Origin of the sequence: Allobosea sp. CRIB-10, assembly GCF_900112185.1 — a bacterium.
In the GTDB taxonomy this organism is placed as follows: domain Bacteria; phylum Pseudomonadota; class Alphaproteobacteria; order Rhizobiales; family Beijerinckiaceae; genus Allobosea.
In genome coordinates, this window is record NZ_FOKP01000001.1 from 260127 (window position 1) to 278578 (window position 18452).

Genomic DNA, 18452 nt, shown 5'->3' on the forward strand with positions numbered 1-18452 from the left:
GTCAGGCTCTCAGAAGGGCTTGGGCGAGCGGCAATTCGGCCTGCTTGCCGAGGTCGCGCCGGATGCTGGGGCCGGTTGTCTTCATCCGCTCGCGGTAATGGCGCGGCACCGGCACGCCGTCCTCGATCGCGACATCGACGAGATAGGCGTCGACGACATGCTGGTTGCCGAGCTCGGTGGCGGCGAAGGCGTCGAGCCGGTCGGCGGTCGCATCGTCGTCGCCGACCAGCGCCGCACCGGGATCGCGCGTCCAGTGCAGGCCATCGGCATCGCCCGCCGCGAAGACGACATCGCCGTCGAGCAGGTCGTTGGCCAGCAGGATCACCGGCAGGGCAGGGCGTTTGGCGGCAGCCATGAATGATGCTCGCTACGTTCGCTATTCCGAACGTTTTACATAAGGCAGAGGCCTTCGAGCATCAATTCACGTCAGGTAGTGTGATTTTTCTTATTCCCGTTCGAAAAGAGGAAATCTCTCTTCACGACCTCTTTGGCATTCGCCGGCGCAGAAGTTTTTTCCTCCCCCGAGCGCCCATTGGATCCGAGTGGCACGCCCTCAGCCCGACTTGCAGGACTGGTTCAGCTTGCGCAGGGCCGGGGCGATTCCAGCGAGCGGGATCACGTCATAGCCCTTCTTGAGGCCTTCCAGCCGGATACGGAGCGACTTGCCGCTGGATAGTGCCGAGAACATCACGCTGTCGGTGCCGGCCACACGATAAGCGCCGCCGAACGGTCCCGACGTGTCCTCAAGATTGAGCGGGAAGTCACGGCCGTCGACGGCGAGGACGATCGGCCCGTCCAAGAGGGCACCGGGGATATCGAGATAGAGTCCGAGCCCGCTGCCGTCAGGCTCGCAGCGAATGAAGGCGCAGGACCAGGCATCGTCTGTCGATTTCGCCGCGCAGCCCTGGATCGCGCGCTTCGTCTCACCCTCAAAGATGGTCGGCGCCCAACCCGCCAGCGCCGGGCCGAAGCAGCCGATGCCGATCAGCGCACTCAACACCGGCAACCGCATCACCATTCTCCTCATGGTTGTGGTGCCGACGTTAGAGAGGCGTTGGAAACGGCGCAAGGCGAAGCGCCAGGGGGCTCAGCCTCAGACCAGCCCCCCCAGCCGATAGCCCACGCCCGGCTCGGTCTCGATCAGCTTCGGCTCGGCCGGATCGTCCTCCAGCTTCTGCCGGAGCTGGCCGACGAAGACGCGCAGATACTGCACGTCGTGCTCATGTGCCGGGCCCCAGACCGCGGTGAGGATCTGCTTATGGGTCAGCACCCGGCCATTGCCTTGCGCCAGGCAGGCGAGCAGGTCGTACTCCTTCGGCGAGAGCTTCACCGCCGCACCGGCCTTGCTGATCCGGCGGTTGACCAGGTCGATCTCGACATCGCCGACCTGCAGGGCCGGCTCCGAGCCCTGGCGTTCGAGGCGGTGGCGCAGCGCGACGCGCAGGCGCGCCAGCAACTCGCCGACGCCGAAGGGCTTCTCGACATAGTCGTCGGCGCCGGCGTCGAGCGCGTCGATCTTCTCTGTCTCGCGGTCGCGGGCGGAGAGGATGATCACTGGCCCGTCATAAAAGGCACGCGCCTTGGCCAGCGCCTCCTTGCCGTCCATGTCGGGCAGGCCGAGATCGAGCACGACGGCGTCGGGCGGCTTGCGGGCGATCTCGCGCAGGCCGGTGGTGGCGTCGTCGGCGCGGATCGGTTCATAGCCGGCGGCGTCGAGCGCCGGGCCGAGGAAGCGGTGGATCTGCGGCTCGTCGTCGATGACGAGGATACGCGGGCGGAAGGCTGTCATGACTTGCTTTCTCCGCCCGCGACGTCCTTACGCAGGCTGATCAGGATGCGGGTGCCGCCTTTGCTGCCGTCAGGGCGGTCATGGATCGGGCTGGCGGCGGCGATGCGCCCGCCCATGGCTTCGACGAACCCCTTGGCGATCGCAAGGCCGAGACCCGCACCCTTGCCGCGCTCGCCGCCGCGGTCGATCGATTCCTCCAGGCGCCGGAACTTCTCGAAGACGCGCTCCAATTCGGCGGTCGGGATGCCGCGGCCCTCGTCCTCGATCGAGATCACGACATTGCCGCGGTCTTCATAGGCTGCCGCCTCGATCAGCGCACCGTCCTCGCTATAGGCGATGGCGTTCTCGAGGATGTTGACCAGCACCTGCTCCAGCAGCCCGGCATCGGCCCGGACCAGGGAAAGCTCGGCGGGAAAGTCGCGCTGGACCCGGCGCTGGCCGAGCCGGCGCGAAATGCGCGACAGCGCCGACGCGATCACGTCGCGGACATCGATCCAGTCACGCCGCGCCACCAGCGCCCCGCCTTCGAGCCTGGTCATGTCGAGGAGATCGCCGACATAGCGGTTGAGCCGCTCGGCCTCCTCGCGGATCGAGAGCAGCAGGTCGTCGCGCACGGCCGGCCGCATGCCCTCGCCATAGTCGATCAGCGTCGTTGCCGAGCCGAGCACGGTGGCGAGCGGCGTGCGCAGGTCATGGCTGACCGAGTTGAGCAGCGCCGAGCGCAGGCGGTCGCTGCGACGCAATGCTTCGGCATCGACGGCGGCGGCCGCAAGCTCGGCCCGCTCGATCGCGATCGCGCCCTGATCGAGCAGCGCCAGGGCGAAACGCTCGCTCTCGGCGCTCGCCAGCGCCTTCGGCTCGAAGCCGACTACGCCCGATCGGGCCCGCACGCCCTGCAACGCCCGGAAGGTCCAGGCCACGTTCGGCAAGGTGCCGGTGCCGGCGCCGGCCGGTTCGCCGCGGTTCCAGGTCCAGCGCGCGGCGGTCATGTCCGCGGTCGAAAGCGCCTCCAGCTCCGGCGCGCCCGCGGCCGGGGCGATCTCGCCGTCCACCGGCAGCAGCACCACGATCTTGCCGGAGGTTGCCGCCGAGACCTGCTCGGCCAGAATGGACGCGACGTCCTCGCGCCGCGCCGCGGCCGAGAGCCGGCGGCTGGCGGCGAGCAGGGCGGTGATCGCCGACGCCCTCCGTGCCGTCGCCCTGGCCTGGTCGCGGATGCGTCCGGTCAGGCCGCCCGTCGTCAGCGCGACCGCGAAGAAGACGAGGAAGGTCAGTACGTCGGCCGGGTGGCCGATCCACACCGTCAGACGCGGCTCGAGGAAGAAGAAATTGTAGGCGAAGGCGGCGAGCGCCGCGGCCGTCACCGCCGGCCAGAGGCCAAAGGCGAGGCCGGCGCCGAGCACGCTGACCAGGAACAGCATGGCGAGGTTGACGTTCTCGACCCGCCTGTCGATCAGTTCGGCCAGACCGATTGCGGCCCCGACCATGGCTAACGCGCCGAGATGGCCGAGCCAGCCCGCTCTCCGTTGCGGCGAAGCGCGGAGGGCCGGCTGCACCGGCCCGCTTGCGACCTCGGTGATAATGTGCAGCGCCGCACCGTTCTGTGCCTTGAGCAATTCGGGCGCGAGAGAGGGCCTGAACCAGGAGCGCCAGCCCTTGCGATGCGATTTGCCGACGACGATCTGGGTGACGTTGTTGCGCCGGGCATAGTCGAGCACCGCGCCGACGAGATCGTCGCCGTTGAGCACGACGCTGGCCCCGCCGAGCTGTTCGGCGAGCCTCAACGCTTCGGCGAGATGGGCGCCGCGGGCCGCATCCGGCTCCACTCCACTGGGCCGCTCGACATGGGCGACCGTCCAGGGCGCATCCATCATCATGTCGGAGAGGCGCCGCCCGGCCCGGACCAGCGAGCCGGCCATGGCATCGGGGCCGATCAGCACGAGGATACGCTCGCCCGCCGCCCAAGGCCCCTCGACCCCGGCGCGCTTCATCGCCTGGTTGAGATGGTCGTCGACCGTCTGGGCCGCGCGTCGCAACGCCAGTTCGCGCAGCGCCGTCAGGTTCTCGGGCTTGAAGAAGTTGCCGGCGGCGAGCCGCGCCGTCTCGGGGACGTAGACCTTGCCTTCCTCCATGCGCTGGCGCAGCTCGGTCGGCGTGATGTCGATCAGCTCGATCTCGTCGGCGCGGCTGAGGGCGCTGTCCGGCACCGTCTCGCGCTGGCGCACGCCGGTGATCTTCCAGACCACGTCGACCAGGCTTTCGAGATGCTGGACGTTGAGCGTCGTCCAGACGTCGATGCCCGCCTGCAACAACTCCTCGACATCCTGCCAGCGCTTGGGATGGCGGCTGCCGGGCGCGTTGGAGTGGGCGTATTCGTCAACCAGCAGCAGCTTCGGCTTGAGGGCGAGGGCCGCGTCGAGGTCGAACTCCATCATCAGCCGGCCGCGATGCTCGAGCGGCCGGCGCGCCATCACCTCGAGCCCGTCGAGCAGCTCTTCCGTCTCGCGCCGGCCATGCGTCTCGACCACGCCGACGAGCACCTCGCCATGCTCCTCTTGCGCGCGCCTAGCCTGCGTCAGCATCTCGTAGGTCTTGCCGACGCCCGGCGCCATGCCGAGAAAGATCTTCAGCCGGCCACGCTTGCCGCGGCCGGCTGAAGCGAGCAGGGCGTCGGGGTCGGGCCGCCCTGCCTCTCGGAACTGGGATTCGTCGGTTGCCATTACCCAGATATTCTTGACCATCTTGCAAAGTCATCCCGGACAAGCGGCGAAAACGCGCCGATCCGGGATCCATGCCTGAGCCTTCCGGAGAGAGGGTCAGGCATGGGTCCCGGGTCGCTGCTACGTTCCGCCCGGGACGACCTCATCTTGTAGCTCACACTCAAAGAATAGCCATTTAGCGCTGCGTGCGTGGCCAGCGCGCGTCGAGTGCCAAATTCACGGCGAGCACATTGACGCGCGGCTCGCCGAGCAGGCCGAAGGTCGAGCCCTCGGTATTGGCGGCGATCACAGCCAGAACCTCGTTCGGCGGGGCCTTGCGGGCGGCGGCGATGCGCGCGACCTGCCGGGCGGCATTGGCCGGCGAGACATGCGGGTCGAGCCCCGAGCCGGAGGTGGTGACGGCGTCGACCGCAATCGGCGCCGGGCTCTCGGCGCGCAGCGCCTCGGCGTCGGTCTTGATCCGGGCGGCGAGGTCCTCGTTGAGCGGCCCGAGATTGGAGCCCGACGAGCCGGAGGCGTCATAACCGTCCTTGCCGGCGGCCGAGGGGCGGGGACGCAAGTAGGCTTCGTCCTTGAAGTTTTGGCCGACGAAGCGCGAGCCGACGATCTCGCCGGAGGCGTTGCGGATCAGCGAGCCGCCGGCCTGGGCCGGGAACAGCGCCTGCGCCAGCCCGGTGAGCCCGAGCGGATAGGCGAGGCCGAGCAGGGCGGTGAAGAGGACCATCGAAACGATGGCGGGGCGAAGATTGGCGATCATGATACGGCTCTCCTGTCAGGCCGTCAGACGAGCTTGAGGGCGGCGAGGGCGAGATCGATCAGCTTGATGCCGATGAAGGGCGCGATGATGCCGCCGATGCCGTAGACGGTGAGGTTGCGCGAAAGCAGCTTGGCCGCGCCGATGGCCCGGTAGCGCACGCCCTTCAGGGCGAGCGGGATCAGCGCGACGATCACCAGCGCGTTGAAGATCACCGCCGAGAGGATCGCGCTCTGCGGGCTCGCCAAACCCATGATGTTGAGCGCGCCGAGCGCCGGCAGCGAGACGACGAAGAGCGCCGGGATGATGGCGAAGTATTTCGCAACGTCGTTGGCGATCGAGAAGGTGGTGAGCGCGCCGCGGGTGATCAGCAGTTGCTTGCCGACCTCGACGATCTCCAGGACCTTGGTCGGGTCACTGTCGAGATCGACCATGTTGCCGGCCTCGCGCGCCGCCTGCGCGCCGGTCTGCATGGCGACGCCGACATCGGCCTGGGCGAGGGCAGGGGCGTCGTTCGCGCCGTCTCCGCACATGGCGACGAGGCGGCCCTTGGCCTGCTCGGTCCGAATGATCCGCAGCTTGTCCTCCGGCGTCGCCTCGGCGAGGAAGTCGTCGACGCCGGCCTCGGAGGCGATCGCCGCCGCGGTGACGGGGTTGTCGCCGGTGATCATCACCGTGCGCACGCCCATGCGGCGCAGATCCGCGAAGCGCTCCTTTACGCCCGGCTTCACCACGTCCTTGAGGTGGATGACGCCGACCAGCGCGCCGTTCTCGCTGACGGCGAGTGGCGTGCCGCCCGAACGGGCGATGCCATCGACCGCCTGGCGCAATTCCGCCGGCACCTGGCTCTCAGCGAGGTCGAGCGTCTTGATGACGGCGTCGACCGCGCCCTTGCGCCAGGATTTGCCATCGAAGTCCAAGCCCGACTGGCGCGTGGTGGCGCTGAACGGGATCGCCGTCGCGCCCGCCGGAATCTCGGCGGCGACGCCCTGGTTACGGGCGAGCTCGACGATCGAGCGGCCTTCCGGCGTCTCGTCGGCGAGCGAGGCCATCAGCGCAGCGCGCAGCGCCGCGTCCGGACGCACGCCGGGAACCGGGATCACCTCGACCGCCATGCGGTTGCCGAAGGTGATCGTGCCGGTCTTGTCGAGCAGCAGCGTATCGACGTCGCCGGCGGCCTCGACCGCCCGGCCCGAGGTCGCCAGCACGTTGACCTTCAGCAACCGGTCCATGCCGGCGATGCCGACGGCGCTGAGCAGGCCGCCGATCGTGGTCGGGATCAGCGTGACGAAGAGCGCGCCGAGCACCATCGGGTCGAGCGAGACGCCGGAGAAGGCGCCGAGTCCGGTCAGGGTCACCACGGCGATCAGGAAGACCAGGGTCAGGCCGGCCAGCAGCACGGCGAGCGCGAGCTCGTTAGGGGTCTTGCGCCGGTCGGCGCCCTCGACCATCGCGATCATGCGATCGAGGAAGGAGGAACCCGGCCGCGAGGTGACCTTCACCTTGATCCAGTCGGAGACGACCGTCGTGCCGCCGGTGACGGCCGAGCGGTCGCCGCCGCTCTCGCGGATCACCGGCGCGGATTCACCGGTGATAGCGGCCTCGTTGACCGAGGCGACGCCCTCGATGATCTCGCCATCGGCGGGAATGACGTCGCCGGCCTCGACCAGGACGATGTCGCCCGGCGCGAGTTCGTGAGCCGGCGTCGGGATCATCGCATTGCGCTCGGCATCGATGATCAGCTTGGCCTTGGTTGTGACGCGGGTGGCGCGCAGCGAATCCGCCGCCGCCTTGCCGCGTCCCTCGGCGATCGCCTCGGCGAAATTGGCGAAGACCACGGTGAGCCAGAGCCAGATTGCGATCTGGATCGGGAAGGCCGCAGCCTGGCCATTGGCGATGGCGACGATCGCCGAGACGGTGGCGAGCGCCGCGACGACTTCGGTGGCGAGGATGACCGGGTTGCCGGTCAACTCACGCGGATCGAGCTTGCTGAAGGCGCTCTTCAGGGCCGTGAGCACGATGGCCTGGCTGAAGGCGCTGGATTTGGCGAGTGAGACACTCATTTCACATGGTTCCTTTGTCGGCTCAGCGAACGGCCGCAAGCACCTGGAAGTGCTCAACGATCGGCCCGAGCGCGAGCGCGGGGAAGAATTGCAGGCCGCCCAGGATCAGGATGATGCCGATGAGCAGGCCGACGAAGAGCGGGCTGTCGCTCGGCAGGGTGCCGGCGGTTGGCGCGAGCTTCGGCTTGGCCGCGATGGCGCCGGCCATGGCGATCACGGGGACGATGTAGGCGAAGCGGCCGAGCAGCATGGCGATGCCGAGCGTCGTGTTCCACCAGGGTGCGTTGGCGGTGAGCCCCGCGAAGGCCGAGCCGTTGTTCCCCGCCGCCGACGAATAGGCGTAGAGGATCTCGGAGAGACCGCGCGGCCCCTTGTTCAGCAAGCCTTCGAGCGCGACCGGCAGCACCGCGGCGACGGCCGAGAAGCCGAGGATGGCGAGCGGCAGGATCAGCACCGCCAGCATGGCGAACTTGATCTCGCGGCTCTCGACCTTCTTGCCGAGATATTCCGGCGTGCGCCCGACCATCAGGCCGGCGACGAAGACCGCGAGCAGCGCCATTACCACCATGCCGTAGAGGCCGGAGCCGACGCCGCCGGGCAGGATCTCGCCGAGCTGCATCAGGAACATCGCGACGCCGCCACCGAGCGGCATGTAGCTGGCATGCATCGAATTGACCGAGCCGTTCGAGGCGCCGGTTGTCATCGCCGCCCAGAGCGCCGAGGCGGCGGCGCCGAAGCGCACTTCCTTGCCCTCCATATTGGCCGGCGCATCGGTGATGCCGGCGGCGATCATGGCGGGCTGCGGCGTCAGCGTCTCGGCGGAGTAGATCGCCGTGGCGCCGAGGCCGACGAGGATGACCATCGCGGCGAGCAGAGCGCGCGCTTCCTTGCGTGCGCCGGCGACGCGCCCGAAGGCGATGACCGTGCCGAAGGCGAGCGCGTTCAGCGAGACGACCTCGATCAGATTGGTCAGCGGCGTCGGGTTCTCGAGCGGGTGGGCCGAGTTGACGTTGAATAGGCCGCCGCCATTGGTGCCCCACTGCTTGATCGCTTCCTGGCTGGCGACCGGGAAGAGGGCGATGATCTGGTCGGCGCCCTCCAGCGTCTTGGCGGTGACGTTGGCGAGCAGGCTCTGCGGCACACCGGCCGCGACGAGCGCCAGCGCGGTGACGATCGAGACCGGCAGGAGCACGTAGAGGACGGAGCGGGTCAGATCGACCCAGAAATTGCCAAGCGTCTCGCCACGGTCGGCGGCGAAGGCCCGCGCCACGGCGGCCGCGACGGCAAGGCCGGCGCCGGCCGAGACGAAATTCTGCACGGTGAGGCCCGCCATCTGGCTGAGGCTGCTCAGCGTCGTCTCGCCGCCATAGGACTGCCAGTTCGTATTGGTGACGAAGCTGACGGCGGTGTTGAAGGCGAGATGCGGCGACAGTCCGTCGAAGCCCTGCGGGTTCAGCGGCAGCAGTCCCTGCAATCGCAGCAGGCCGTAGAGCAGCACGAAGCCGGCCGCGCTGAAGGCGAGCACGGCGCCGGCATAGCCGAGCCAGGTCTGCCCCTTGTTCCGGTCGACGCCGAGCGCGGCATAGAAGCCGGCCTCTACCGGTTTCAGCACCAGGTCGAGCGGCGTTGTCTCGCGCGCCCAGACGCGCGCCATATAGATGCCGAGCGGCCAGCCCACGGCTACCGTCAGCGCGATCGTGAAGACGATCTCAGCCCAGCCCCGCCAGTCCATGCGAGGTCTCCTTTTTTATCGTTGGTTCAGAAACGGTCGGGGCGCAGCAGCGCGGCGACCATGTAGACCGCGAGCCCGAGGGCGGCGGCGGCATAGAGCAAGGTCAGGCCCATGGCGTCAGACCTTGCGCAGCAGCGCTACGTACCAGCCGAAGAGCGCGAAGGCCCCGGCTCCGAGCGCGAGAAAGACGATATCGGCCATGATGGCTCTCCAGCCTAGTTTCAGACCGGAGATGTGGTGTCGCCTCCGCTAAAGGGTCGAGCCGGAAGGGCAGGCGGGGGCATAAACGATGCATAAAGATGCAAAGGCATCTAAAGCGCCGGCCGGTCGAGCCGACAGTCAGCGCTTGCCGCAGGGCACAGCGGGCGGGTTCGGCAGATAAGGGAAGGAGGCAGGCCGACCAGCAATCAGCTCGCCGCTTCGAGGCCCACGATGGCGAGGAAGCCCGACAGCGCCAGGCTCGCCCAGAAGATCTCGTTGAGAACGCCTTGCAGGGGCACGGCCCCCATGGTCACGCTCGACAAGCCGCCGGCCAGGAACAGCGCCGAGGCCGCAACAAGGCTGTTCATGATGTCCTCCCGCATTTTGGCTTCGAACGCGGCGGGGATGATTCCGTTCCCCCGATTCGATTCGGTATCCAATCACTTGTTTTGATCAGATCATCGCACATCCATAATTGCCGTGATGTGACAGCGCGCGACAGGGAGAACCGCATGACGCATCGCCTGACGGGCTGCTGCCATTGTGGCGCGATCGGCCTCGAACTGTCGCTGCCTCGTCCGCCGGAGGCGGAGACCGTCGGCGCCTGCCAGTGCTCATTTTGCCGCAAGCACAATGCGCGGACCGTCTCGGATCCGAGGGGGACCGCCCGTCTCACCGTGCACGAGCCGGCGCAGCTCCAGCGCTACCGTTTCGGGCTCGCCGCGTCCGAAGTGGTTCTTTGCCGGCGCTGCGGCGTCTATGTCGCCATGCTGATGGTCGAGGACGGCAGAGCTTGGACGACGATCAATATCGACGCGCTCGATGAGCGCGCCCGCTTCACCAGGCCGGCCGAGCCGCGTGATTTCAGCGGCGAAGCATTGGGCGGCCGGCGCGAGCGCCGAAAAGCGCGCTGGACCCCGACCGAGCTGGTCGGCTGGCCGGAGGAGGGCGGATAGATCAGCTTGTCGGCGCCACCAGCTGCGCCAGCTGCTCGCGCACCGCCTCCGAGAACGGCCGCGCCTTGCGCGTCGCCTCGTCGGTCTGGACGATCACCGAAACGCCGCTGGCGACACAGCGCTCGCCCTGGAAGATCGCCTGTTCGAGCCGGACCGAGCTGCGGCCGATCGAGGCGACACGCGTGCCGATCTCGACCTCGCCGGGCCAGAGCAGCTCTGCCCGGAAATCCAGCTCCAGCCGAGCGAGGACGAAGGAGGCCCCCGGCTCGACCAGACGACCGGCCTGACCATAGATCAGCTCGACGCGACCGGTTTCCAGGAGGCTCGAGAAGACCGCGTTGTTGACGTGGCCCTGGCGGTCGGTGTCGCCATAGCGGAGCTTGTCATGCGCCCGCAGCGGAAAGTCGGTGATGGCGAGATCGTCCGGCATGGCAGGCCCCGTTTCATGACGGAGCCTTCAAACGCGATCGGCGGCCGCGAGGCAAGATGTAGCGGGGCGGCTCAGGCCAGCACATCCGCGTAGTCGGGATGGCGATGCGCCCACGCCGCGACGAAGGAGCAGCGCGGCACGACGCGGCGACCGCTGACCCGCGCGATCTGGAAGATGCCCTCGGCCAGTTGCGAACCAAGGCCGCGGCCGTTGAAGGCCGGCGGTACTTCAGTATGGGTGACGATGATCCGGTCACCATCGCTGCGATAGACGGCAAAGGCCTGCCCGCCAGGAAAATCGAGCTCGAAGCGCCCGCTTTCCGGCCGTTCGACGACGGCGATCCGGCCGGTTTCGACATGCTGGGTCATGACGTCTCTCCGCTGGAGCCGACACGCCAACGCCGACACCGCTTCAGCCACAATGTGGGCGCGGCGCGACCGCTTGTCGCCGGTTGCGATCATGCAGAGAGCGAATGGCAGGGCTGCAGCGGATCGCAGCCCTGCGAGCGGCGGTCAGGACAGCCATTCCTGCTCGCGGCGGCGGATGCGCTCGCCCTTGAGCTCGTCCTCCGCCCCGTGGTCGACGATGTCTTCGCTGCGGTTGCGGAAGGTCCAGATCGCCTTGGCCGCTTCCCAATGCTCGTGGTCGCGGCCTTCCGGCTGCCCTTCCTCCATCCAGAGCGCATAGGCGATCTTGCGGATCTCGCGCTCGGCCTTGCCAGTATGACTCATCGCGTCCTCCTGGTTCCGTTGCGGTCGACGAGGAAACGACGGAGCGCCATCAGGCGTTCCGCGCCTCCCGGTCAACCTGCCATGGCAATGTGGCGCTCGCATGAGCCCTTCGGAGGCAGACCACGGCTCCTTCGGAGACGAGCCGGCCTTATTCCGCGGCAGCGGGGACGGGGGCCGTCATCTGTTCGAAACAGTCGAGCGTCCGCGCCGAGTAGACCAGCGCCGCACCGGCGTTCATCGCGATCGCCACCCCGAGCGCTTCTGCGATCTCCTCGCGGCTGACCCCGGCCTTGATCGCCGCATCGACATGGGAGGTGATGCAGCCGTCGCAGCGCGTCGTGACGGCGACGGCGAGCGAGATCAGCTCGCGGGTACGGGCATCGAGATGCGTCGTCTTCGCCGCCCCGCCGGCCAGCGCGGCATAGCCTCGAAGCGCCTCAGGGGCGGCCTTGCCGAAATCGCCGACGCGCCCCTTCAGCTCCGTGCGATAAGTGGTCCAGTCCAACATGCGGATGTCCTCCAGGTGATCGGCGCGGTACTTGGCCGGCGAAAATTGTTAGGCAGAGGTTCTCTCCGGCGCCAGAAGCGGAAGCGAGGATGTGATGCGGGACGTGTCGCGGCGCCAATGCGCCTTTGCGCCGTGGCGCGCGTTGCCGCCATGCGGTCCCCGCTCTATCCCTGATCGGGGAAGCGCAACGGAACAGGGCGGCCATGGCGGGCGAGATCGACATCGGCACTTTCGACTACGTCGTCATCGGAGCGGGCTCGGCCGGCTGCGTGCTGGCGAACCGGCTCTCGGCCGATCGCCGTCGCAAGGTCCTGATCGTCGAGGCCGGCGGCAAGGACGACTGGATCTGGTTCCACATTCCGGTCGGCTATCTCTACGCCATCGGCAATCCGCGGGCCGACTGGCTGTTTCAGACCGAGGTCGAGGCCGGGCTCGGCGGGCGTGTCCTCGCCTATCCGCGCGGCAAGGTCGTCGGCGGCTGTTCGGCGATCAACGCGATGATCTACATGCGCGGGCAGGGCGCCGACTATGATGGCTGGCGCCAGCAGGGGCTGACCGGCTGGGGCTGGGACGACGTCCTGCCGCTCTTCATGAAGCACGAGGACCATATCGCGCCCGATGGCCGATTCCATCGCTCCGGCGGCGAGATGCGCGTCGAACATCCGCGCGTGCGCTGGGACATCCTGGACGCCGTGCGCGACGCGGCCGAGGCGGCCGGCATCCGCAAGATCGACGACTTCAACACCGGCGACAATGAGGGGTCGTCCTATTTCCAGGTCACCCAGAAGCGCGGTCGGCGCTTCAGCGCGGCGCGCGCCTTCCTGGAGCCGGCGCTCGACCGCGACAATCTTCGGGTCGAACTCGGCTGCCTGGTCGAGCGCATCGTCGTCGCGGATGGCCGCGCGACCGGCGTCGTCCTCATGCGCGGCGGCGAGCGGCATCTGGCGCGGGTCACCGGCGAGGTCCTGCTCAGCGCCGGCGCCGTCGGCTCGCCCGCTCTCCTCGAGCGTTCCGGCATCGGCGATGGCGAGCGCCTGCGCGGGCTCGGCATCGAGACTGTTCAGCACGCTCCCGGCGTCGGCGAAAACCTGCAGGACCATCTGCAATTGCGGCCGATCTACAAGGTCGATGGGGTCAAGACGCTCAATACCGACTATGCCAAGCTCTGGCGGCGGCCACTGATGGCGCTGGAATATGCGGTGCGCCGCACCGGCCCCCTGACCATGGCGCCGTCGCAGATGGGCGCCTTCGCCAGATCGGCCCCGCATTACGCCACCGCCAATCTCGAATTCCATTTCCAGCCGCTTTCGCTCGACAAATGGGGCGACGGCCTGCACCCGTTCGGCGCCTTCACGGCGAGCGTCTGCAATCTGCGGCCATCGAGCCGCGGCAGCGTCCATATCAAATCGGCCGACCCGGCTGCGGCGCCGGCGATCGCGCCGAACTATCTTTCCACGCAAGAAGACCGGCAGGTCGCGGTCGACGCCCTGAAGCTCGCCCGCCGCATCGTGGCGCAGGCGCCCCTCGCCCGCTTCAATCCGCAGGAATACCTGCCGGGGCCAGGCTACGAGACGGACGAGGCGCTGGTCGAGGCCGCCGGCCGCATAGGCACGACGATCTTCCACCCTGTCGGCACGGCGAAGATGGGCCGCGAGGACGACGCCATGGCGGTGCTCGACGAGCGCCTGCGGGTGCGCGGCGTCGCGGGTCTTCGCGTTATCGACGCCTCGGTGATGCCGGCGATCACCTCGGGTAACACGGCCGCGCCCAGCATGATGATCGGCGAGAAGGGCGCGCAGATGGTGCGCGAGGATGCGCGGTAGAAGGCGCGCGCCGGCAACCGGTGCGAGGCGGGCGCGCAGATTCTGAGAGCTGGCTCCGAGTTCGGACGCAAGTTCGACATCGGAGCCCGCGCGATGGGTTGGTGGGCGGCATCGCGCAATGCAAAGAATGGCGGAAGGGGTGGGATTCGAACCCACGGTGGGCTTGCACCCACGGCGGTTTTCAAGACCGCTGCCTTAAACCACTCGGCCACCCTTCCAGCGCGCTCGTCATTGCCGCCCCCGACGGATTTTTGCAAGCGGCCCGCAAAGAAATCGCGCTCGTCTTTGCCAATCTCCGCGGAAATAGACGCGTTCTCAAGGATTTGTGCGGATACTCCAGCCTCTCCCCAGGGCCTTGCCGGCAGGCGAATTTCAGCGTTGCAGGCTTGTCACGCTCCCCCGAAAAATGGCGCCGTGAAGGTGGCGGATTGACAGCTGCCGCATTTTCGACACCTTTGTGCCCGCCCAAAGGCCGGGCTGGGCTTCCGTTGACGGCGGTGCGTACGCGCTTCCATCGCTTAACGATCCCTTAATGAAATTGGTCGAAAACTGCGACCTTGCCACGACGGTGGCTTGGGCGGCGCAGCGTTTTCGGCGCGACGAACGGGAATGCGGCATGATGCGAGGCTCGAGCGCACCGGCGGTGATCACCTCTCCGGCCGATTCCGGCGACGCCCCTCGCGCTTCTTCCTCGCTTTCCGCCGCAACCCGCCTCGGCTGCGTCGTGCTCGCCGGCCTGTTCCTGGCGAATTGCGCCAACGACCAGGTCGCCCGCCGCGGCAAGTCGAAAGAGATCGGCGCCTTCCCGTCATCCAAATACGGCCCCGCCAGCGCCCGCGTGGTGGAGGAGGGGCAGCCGGTGCCGAAGGGGGGCGGCCGCGAATTGATCGGCCGCAGCTACACCGTCGCCGGCAAGCGCTATACGCCCTATGAGAAGCCGGTCGGCTACACCGCCGTCGGCACTGCCTCCTGGTATGGCGAGGCCTTCCACGGTCGCCGTACCGCCAATGGCGAGGTCTATGACCGTCACAGCGTCAGCGCCGCGCATCCGACCATGCCGCTGCCGGCCTATGCCCGCGTCACCAACATCACCAACAGCCGCTCGATCATCGTGCGCGTCAACGATCGCGGCCCGTTCCATGGCGGCCGCGTCATGGACGTCTCGCAGAAGACGGCCGACGCCCTCGCTTTCCGGCATCTCGGCACGGCGCGCGTCAAGATCGAGTATCTCGGCCAGGCTTCGCTCGCCGGCTCCGACGACAACATGCTGCTCGCCTCGCTGCGCACCGACGGTTCGCCGGCCTCGATTCCGGGCCAGAGCAGCCGGACCATGATCGCGAGCGCCGCATCGCAGGTCGATCTCGGCCGTTCGGCCGGCCCGGATATCGATGACGAGGCCGCGCGGCCTGCACCCGTTCCTGTTCGGGCCGAGCCGGCGCCGGTCCAGGCCCAGCCCGTCGTCCAGGCCTATGCGCCCGAGCAGCCGCGCACGATTGCGATCCAGAGCCCGATCGTCGCCAGTGTCGCATCGGCCCCGACCGCCGGCGTGCCGGTCCATGGCGTGCGCCTGCCGCCGTCGCGCCCGTTTGATCTCGACACCATCGCCAATGCGGGCAAGCCGGTCCCGGTCCTGCGTCCGGCTGCCGTCAACGCGCCGCTGCCGGTGCCGCGCGCCAGCTTCAGCAGCATGAAGGCGCAGACGCAGCAGTCGCTGGCGCGGAATTGAGTCTGCTCCGGGCTTGACCGCCCGGACCAACGCATCATCTGATCTCGATATGACGCAAGGTCGATCAGGGATGATGCGCGCCTATCTTCCGATTTGGAGCAGGGTGATCGCCGCCTGCGTGGCTTTGCTGCTGCTGACGCCGGGCCTTGCTCGCGCGCAGGCATTCCAGTCGGCCGCGCCCTATGCGCTTCTGCTCGATTCCGCCAGCGGCGCTGTGCTCTACGAGAAAGCTGCCGACGAACTGATGGTGCCCGCGAGCATGGTGAAGCTCGCGACTGCGCTCGTCGCCTTCCAGGAGATCGCCGCCGGCAAGATGACGCTGGAGACAGAGATCTCGATCTCGGAGAACGCCTGGCGCAAGGGCGGCGGCGTCTCCGGCGGCTCGACCATGTTCGCGATCGTCAACAGCCGCGTGAAGCTCGGCGACATCCTGCAGGGCCTGATCGTCCAGTCCGGCAACGACGCGGCGATCGCCCTGGCCGAGGCGGTGGCAGGTGACGAGGCCAGCTTCGCCAGGGTCATGACCGAGCGCGTCCACGCGCTCGGCCTGCCGAAGTCGCAGTTCCGCAACGCGACCGGCTTGGCTGATCCGCAGCAGAAGGTGACGGCGCGCGAGCTTGCGCTGCTCGCCGACCACATCATCAAGACCTATCCCGAGCTCTACAGGATCTTCGGCCAGCGCGACTTCACCTGGAACAAGATCAAGCAGAGCAATCGCAACCCGCTCCTGACCATGGACATCGGCGCCGACGGCCTCAAGACCGGCAATATCGACGAGACCGGCTATGGCCTCGTCGGCTCGGCCGTGCAGAAGGGCCAGCGACTGATCGTCGTGGTCAATGGGCTGAAGAATGCGCGCGATCGCGCCGGCGAGGCCCGCAAGCTGCTCGAATGGGGCTTCCGTTCCTTCGAGCAGAAGCAGGTCTTCGCCGAGGGCGAGAGCGTCGGTGAAGCGAGCGTCTTCGGCGGCGAGAAGGGCCGTATTGCGCTGCGTGCGAAAGGGGCGGTCAGCTTGTTGGTGCCACGCGGCAGCAGCGAGCGTCTCGCCGCTCGCATCGTCTATCGAGGCCCGCTGCAGGCGCCGGTGGCGGAAGGGACCGAGGTCGGCCGCCTGCTGGTCACGCGCGGCGAGGTCAAGACGCTCGACATCCCGCTCTATGCGGCGGAGAGCGTTGCGGTCGGCAGCCTGCAGCAGCGGGCGCTCGACGCGCTGATGGAGGCCGCGACCGGCTGGGTCCGCAAGGCCCTGAAGCGGAGCTGAGCGTGGCCAGAGCGAAGGCGCGGCCCGCGGCTGGGCATTTCATCACGCTCGAAGGCGGGGAGGGCGCCGGCAAATCGACTCTCGCCAAGGCACTCGCTGCCCGGCTGGAGGCGCACGCCCTCAACGTCGAGCTGACGCGAGAGCCCGGCGGCTCGCCCAAGGCCGAGCGCATCCGCGAAGCCCTGCTCGCCGGGCGGATCAAGCCCTATGGCGCCTTCGCCGAGGCGCTGATGTTCCAGGCCGCCCGCATCGATCATGTCGATAGCCGGATCAGGCCGGCGCTCAAGCGCGGCGCCTGGGTGATCTGCGACCGCTTCATCGATTCGACCCGCGTCTATCAGGGCACGCTCGGCGAGATCGCCGCGGACAAGCTCGCGGCGCTGGAGGCCGTTGCGGTCGCCGGCCTGATGCCCGAGCTGACCTTCATCCTCGATCTTGCGCCGGAGACCGGCCTCGCCCGCGCCGCTCGCCGTCGCCAGCCGGGCGAGGCGACGGACCGTTTCGAAAGCGAAACGATCGCCTTCCATCGCCGCCTGCGCCAGGGCTTTCTCGACATCGCCGCTGCCGAGCCGCAGCGCTGCGTCGTCCTCGACGCCAGCCTGCCGCCGGAGACGCTGGCGGATACCGCCTGGGAGGCGCTTTCCACCCGGCTGCCCTTGCCGCAGATTGCGCCGGCATGATCGAATCGAGCAACGAACCCGACCGCCTGCCGAACGCCCCGCATCCGCGCGAGACGCTGGCGCTCATCGGCCACCAGCGCCAGGAGGAAGCGGTCCTGACGGCGCTGCGCTCCGGCCGCATGCATCATGCCTGGCTGCTCGGCGGGCCGGAGGGCGTCGGCAAGGCGAGCTTCGCCTATCGCGCTGCCCGCTTCATGCTGGCCGAGGGCGATCCGCTGCGTCGTGCGGAAGCTGCGCGCGACCTCGCCGTGCCGGAAACCGAAGGCGCCGCCCGCAAGATCGCGGCGCAGTCGCATCCCGACCTGCACCTGCTACGCCGCATCGCCAAGCCGGACGGCAAGAGCTTCACCAGCAACATCCCGGTCGATCTGGTGCGCCGGATCATCGACCGCTTCGGCTCCAGCGCGGGCGAGGGCGGCTGGCGCGTCGCGATCGTCGACTCCGCCGAGGACCTCGACCGGCCGGGCGCCAACGCCTTGCTGAAGCTGCTGGAGGAGCCGCCGCCGCGCTGCCTCTTCCTGATCGTCGCCCATGCCCCCGGCCGCGTCCTGCCGACGATCCGCTCGCGCTGCCGGCTGCTCAGCTTCGACCCCTTGGGCGAGGACGACGTCGCCCAAGCCGGCGCGATCGCGCTGGAGCGGATGCGGATGCCCTATGACGCCTCGGCGCTCGGGCGCGCCGCGACCTTGTCAGAGGGTTCGGTCAAGCGGGCGCTGACCTACGTCGATCCGGAGACCCTGGCGCTGGTCGAAGCGGTACGGGCGCGGCTTGATGCTTTGCCCTCTATCGATCTGACCGCGCTGCTGGCGTTGGGCGAGGATGTCGCGGGCAGGGCGGGCGAGGCCGATTTCGCCGTCATGATCGAAACCGTGCAGGGCTGGCTCGGCGCGCATCTCCATGCGCATGCCGCCGCAGGTCCCGCCCGGCTTGCGCCCCTCGCGGAGGTGTGGGAGAGACTTGCACGCGCCGCGAACGAGGTCGAAACCTATAATCTCGATCGCCGCCCCCTCGTCATGTCGCTGTTTCACGATCTGTCGGAGGCGGTTTCCCGTTCGCGCGCGGCCTGACAACGACACGA

At 68.3% G+C, this 18452-nt stretch carries 18 protein-coding genes and 1 tRNA gene; 6 read left to right on the forward strand and 13 right to left on the reverse strand.

Annotation, left to right across the window (positions count from 1 at the left end; translation table 11 throughout):
* Position 1 precedes the first annotated feature (1 nt).
* The 8 genes from BMZ69_RS01190 to BMZ69_RS31465 all read right to left on the reverse strand — a co-directional run bounded on the left by BMZ69_RS01190 (position 2) and on the right by BMZ69_RS31465 (position 9627).
* Positions 2-355, reverse strand: coding sequence for a DUF2849 domain-containing protein (locus tag BMZ69_RS01190; RefSeq protein ID WP_092153961.1), 354 nt, complete (start codon positions 353-355; stop codon positions 2-4).
* Between the two features lie 198 nt (positions 356-553).
* Entirely contained in the window at positions 554-1012 is a 459-nt protein-coding gene (locus BMZ69_RS01195) for a hypothetical protein (RefSeq protein WP_092153963.1), read from the reverse strand.
* 81 nt (positions 1013-1093) lie between these two features.
* The gene (locus tag BMZ69_RS01200) at positions 1094-1789 is read right to left on the reverse strand and encodes a winged helix-turn-helix domain-containing protein (RefSeq protein ID WP_092153965.1); all 696 of its coding nucleotides are present in this window, start codon (positions 1787-1789) and stop codon (positions 1094-1096) included.
* The gene (locus tag BMZ69_RS01205) at positions 1786-4509 is read right to left on the reverse strand and encodes a sensor histidine kinase (RefSeq protein ID WP_092154595.1); all 2724 of its coding nucleotides are present in this window, start codon (positions 4507-4509) and stop codon (positions 1786-1788) included. The genes BMZ69_RS01200 and BMZ69_RS01205 overlap by 4 nt, the downstream gene beginning before the upstream one ends.
* Before the next feature lie 175 nt (positions 4510-4684).
* On the reverse strand, positions 4685-5266 hold the full coding sequence (gene kdpC, locus BMZ69_RS01210) for a potassium-transporting ATPase subunit KdpC (RefSeq protein WP_092153967.1): 582 nt from the start codon (positions 5264-5266) through the stop codon (positions 4685-4687).
* A gap of 23 nt (positions 5267-5289) precedes the next feature.
* Entirely contained in the window at positions 5290-7326 is a 2037-nt protein-coding gene (gene kdpB / locus BMZ69_RS01215) for a potassium-transporting ATPase subunit KdpB (RefSeq protein ID WP_092153969.1), read from the reverse strand.
* A gap of 22 nt (positions 7327-7348) precedes the next feature.
* Complete coding sequence (kdpA, locus tag BMZ69_RS01220) at positions 7349-9058, reverse strand: potassium-transporting ATPase subunit KdpA (protein ID WP_092153971.1); 1710 nt, start codon at positions 9056-9058, stop codon at positions 7349-7351.
* 407 nt (positions 9059-9465) lie between these two features.
* Entirely contained in the window at positions 9466-9627 is a 162-nt protein-coding gene (locus BMZ69_RS31465; RefSeq protein WP_175506622.1) for a hypothetical protein, read from the reverse strand.
* Positions 9628-9771: 144 nt separating this feature from the next.
* Between BMZ69_RS31465 and BMZ69_RS01235 the strand changes: the two genes are divergently transcribed.
* Positions 9772-10215: a GFA family protein gene (locus BMZ69_RS01235; RefSeq protein ID WP_092153976.1), complete on the forward strand. Its 444-nt coding sequence runs from the start codon at positions 9772-9774 to the stop codon at positions 10213-10215.
* Position 10216: 1 nt separating this feature from the next.
* On the opposite strand, the gene BMZ69_RS01240 is transcribed toward BMZ69_RS01235, so the two are convergent.
* The 4 genes from BMZ69_RS01240 to BMZ69_RS01255 all read right to left on the reverse strand — a co-directional run bounded on the left by BMZ69_RS01240 (position 10217) and on the right by BMZ69_RS01255 (position 11884).
* Positions 10217-10645: an acyl-CoA thioesterase gene (locus BMZ69_RS01240; protein WP_092153978.1), complete on the reverse strand. Its 429-nt coding sequence runs from the start codon at positions 10643-10645 to the stop codon at positions 10217-10219.
* A 71-nt stretch (positions 10646-10716) separates the two neighbouring features.
* On the reverse strand, positions 10717-11013 hold the full coding sequence (locus BMZ69_RS01245; RefSeq protein WP_092153980.1) for a GNAT family N-acetyltransferase: 297 nt from the start codon (positions 11011-11013) through the stop codon (positions 10717-10719).
* A gap of 144 nt (positions 11014-11157) precedes the next feature.
* Positions 11158-11376, reverse strand: coding sequence for a DUF2934 domain-containing protein (locus tag BMZ69_RS01250; RefSeq protein ID WP_139218951.1), 219 nt, complete (start codon positions 11374-11376; stop codon positions 11158-11160).
* Positions 11377-11524: 148 nt separating this feature from the next.
* The gene (locus tag BMZ69_RS01255; protein WP_092153984.1) at positions 11525-11884 is read right to left on the reverse strand and encodes a carboxymuconolactone decarboxylase family protein; all 360 of its coding nucleotides are present in this window, start codon (positions 11882-11884) and stop codon (positions 11525-11527) included.
* A 203-nt stretch (positions 11885-12087) separates the two neighbouring features.
* On the opposite strand from BMZ69_RS01255, the gene BMZ69_RS01260 reads away from it, so the two are divergent.
* The gene (locus tag BMZ69_RS01260) at positions 12088-13707 is read left to right on the forward strand and encodes a GMC family oxidoreductase (protein ID WP_092153986.1); all 1620 of its coding nucleotides are present in this window, start codon (positions 12088-12090) and stop codon (positions 13705-13707) included.
* A 128-nt stretch (positions 13708-13835) separates the two neighbouring features.
* Here BMZ69_RS01260 and BMZ69_RS01265 read toward each other — a convergent pair.
* Positions 13836-13925 (reverse strand) — tRNA-Ser (locus tag BMZ69_RS01265).
* Positions 13926-14239: 314 nt separating this feature from the next.
* On the opposite strand from BMZ69_RS01265, the gene BMZ69_RS32330 reads away from it, so the two are divergent.
* The 4 genes from BMZ69_RS32330 to BMZ69_RS01285 all read left to right on the forward strand — a co-directional run bounded on the left by BMZ69_RS32330 (position 14240) and on the right by BMZ69_RS01285 (position 18441).
* Positions 14240-15433 carry a septal ring lytic transglycosylase RlpA family protein gene (locus BMZ69_RS32330; protein WP_280142054.1) on the forward strand — a complete coding sequence of 398 codons (1194 nt, stop codon included), beginning with the start codon at positions 14240-14242 and terminating at the stop codon, positions 15431-15433.
* A 73-nt stretch (positions 15434-15506) separates the two neighbouring features.
* A complete protein-coding gene (locus BMZ69_RS01275; protein WP_244543153.1) occupies positions 15507-16694 on the forward strand; it encodes a D-alanyl-D-alanine carboxypeptidase family protein in 1188 nt (395 codons plus the stop codon).
* 2 nt (positions 16695-16696) lie between these two features.
* Positions 16697-17374 carry a dTMP kinase gene (gene tmk, locus BMZ69_RS01280; RefSeq protein ID WP_092153991.1) on the forward strand — a complete coding sequence of 226 codons (678 nt, stop codon included), beginning with the start codon at positions 16697-16699 and terminating at the stop codon, positions 17372-17374.
* Positions 17371-18441 carry a DNA polymerase III subunit delta' gene (locus BMZ69_RS01285; RefSeq protein ID WP_092153994.1) on the forward strand — a complete coding sequence of 357 codons (1071 nt, stop codon included), beginning with the start codon at positions 17371-17373 and terminating at the stop codon, positions 18439-18441. Before tmk ends, BMZ69_RS01285 begins: the two co-directional genes overlap by 4 nt.
* The last annotated feature ends 11 nt before the right edge of the window (positions 18442-18452 follow it).

Excerpts from the sequence above, each read along its gene's own strand:
- BMZ69_RS01190 (WP_092153961.1), bottom strand. The coding sequence starts at position 355 with ATGGCTGCCGCCAAACGCCCTGCCCTGCCGGTGATCCTGCTGGCCAAC.
- BMZ69_RS01195 (WP_092153963.1), bottom strand. The coding sequence starts at position 1,012 with ATGCGGTTGCCGGTGTTGAGTGCGCTGATCGGCATCGGCTGCTTCGGC.
- BMZ69_RS01200 (WP_092153965.1), bottom strand. The coding sequence starts at position 1,789 with ATGACAGCCTTCCGCCCGCGTATCCTCGTCATCGACGACGAGCCGCAG.
- BMZ69_RS01205 (WP_092154595.1), bottom strand. The coding sequence starts at position 4,509 with ATGGCAACCGACGAATCCCAGTTCCGAGAGGCAGGGCGGCCCGACCCC.
- kdpC (WP_092153967.1), bottom strand. The coding sequence starts at position 5,266 with ATGATCGCCAATCTTCGCCCCGCCATCGTTTCGATGGTCCTCTTCACC.
- kdpB (WP_092153969.1), bottom strand. The coding sequence starts at position 7,326 with ATGAGTGTCTCACTCGCCAAATCCAGCGCCTTCAGCCAGGCCATCGTG.
- kdpA (WP_092153971.1), bottom strand. The coding sequence starts at position 9,058 with ATGGACTGGCGGGGCTGGGCTGAGATCGTCTTCACGATCGCGCTGACG.
- BMZ69_RS31465 (WP_175506622.1), bottom strand. The coding sequence starts at position 9,627 with ATGAACAGCCTTGTTGCGGCCTCGGCGCTGTTCCTGGCCGGCGGCTTG.
- BMZ69_RS01235 (WP_092153976.1), top strand. The coding sequence starts at position 9,772 with ATGACGCATCGCCTGACGGGCTGCTGCCATTGTGGCGCGATCGGCCTC.
- BMZ69_RS01240 (WP_092153978.1), bottom strand. The coding sequence starts at position 10,645 with ATGCCGGACGATCTCGCCATCACCGACTTTCCGCTGCGGGCGCATGAC.
- BMZ69_RS01245 (WP_092153980.1), bottom strand. The coding sequence starts at position 11,013 with ATGACCCAGCATGTCGAAACCGGCCGGATCGCCGTCGTCGAACGGCCG.
- BMZ69_RS01250 (WP_139218951.1), bottom strand. The coding sequence starts at position 11,376 with ATGAGTCATACTGGCAAGGCCGAGCGCGAGATCCGCAAGATCGCCTAT.
- BMZ69_RS01255 (WP_092153984.1), bottom strand. The coding sequence starts at position 11,884 with ATGTTGGACTGGACCACTTATCGCACGGAGCTGAAGGGGCGCGTCGGC.
- BMZ69_RS01260 (WP_092153986.1), top strand. The coding sequence starts at position 12,088 with ATGGCGGGCGAGATCGACATCGGCACTTTCGACTACGTCGTCATCGGA.
- BMZ69_RS32330 (WP_280142054.1), top strand. The coding sequence starts at position 14,240 with ATGAAATTGGTCGAAAACTGCGACCTTGCCACGACGGTGGCTTGGGCG.
- BMZ69_RS01275 (WP_244543153.1), top strand. The coding sequence starts at position 15,507 with ATGCGCGCCTATCTTCCGATTTGGAGCAGGGTGATCGCCGCCTGCGTG.
- BMZ69_RS01285 (WP_092153994.1), top strand. The coding sequence starts at position 17,371 with ATGATCGAATCGAGCAACGAACCCGACCGCCTGCCGAACGCCCCGCAT.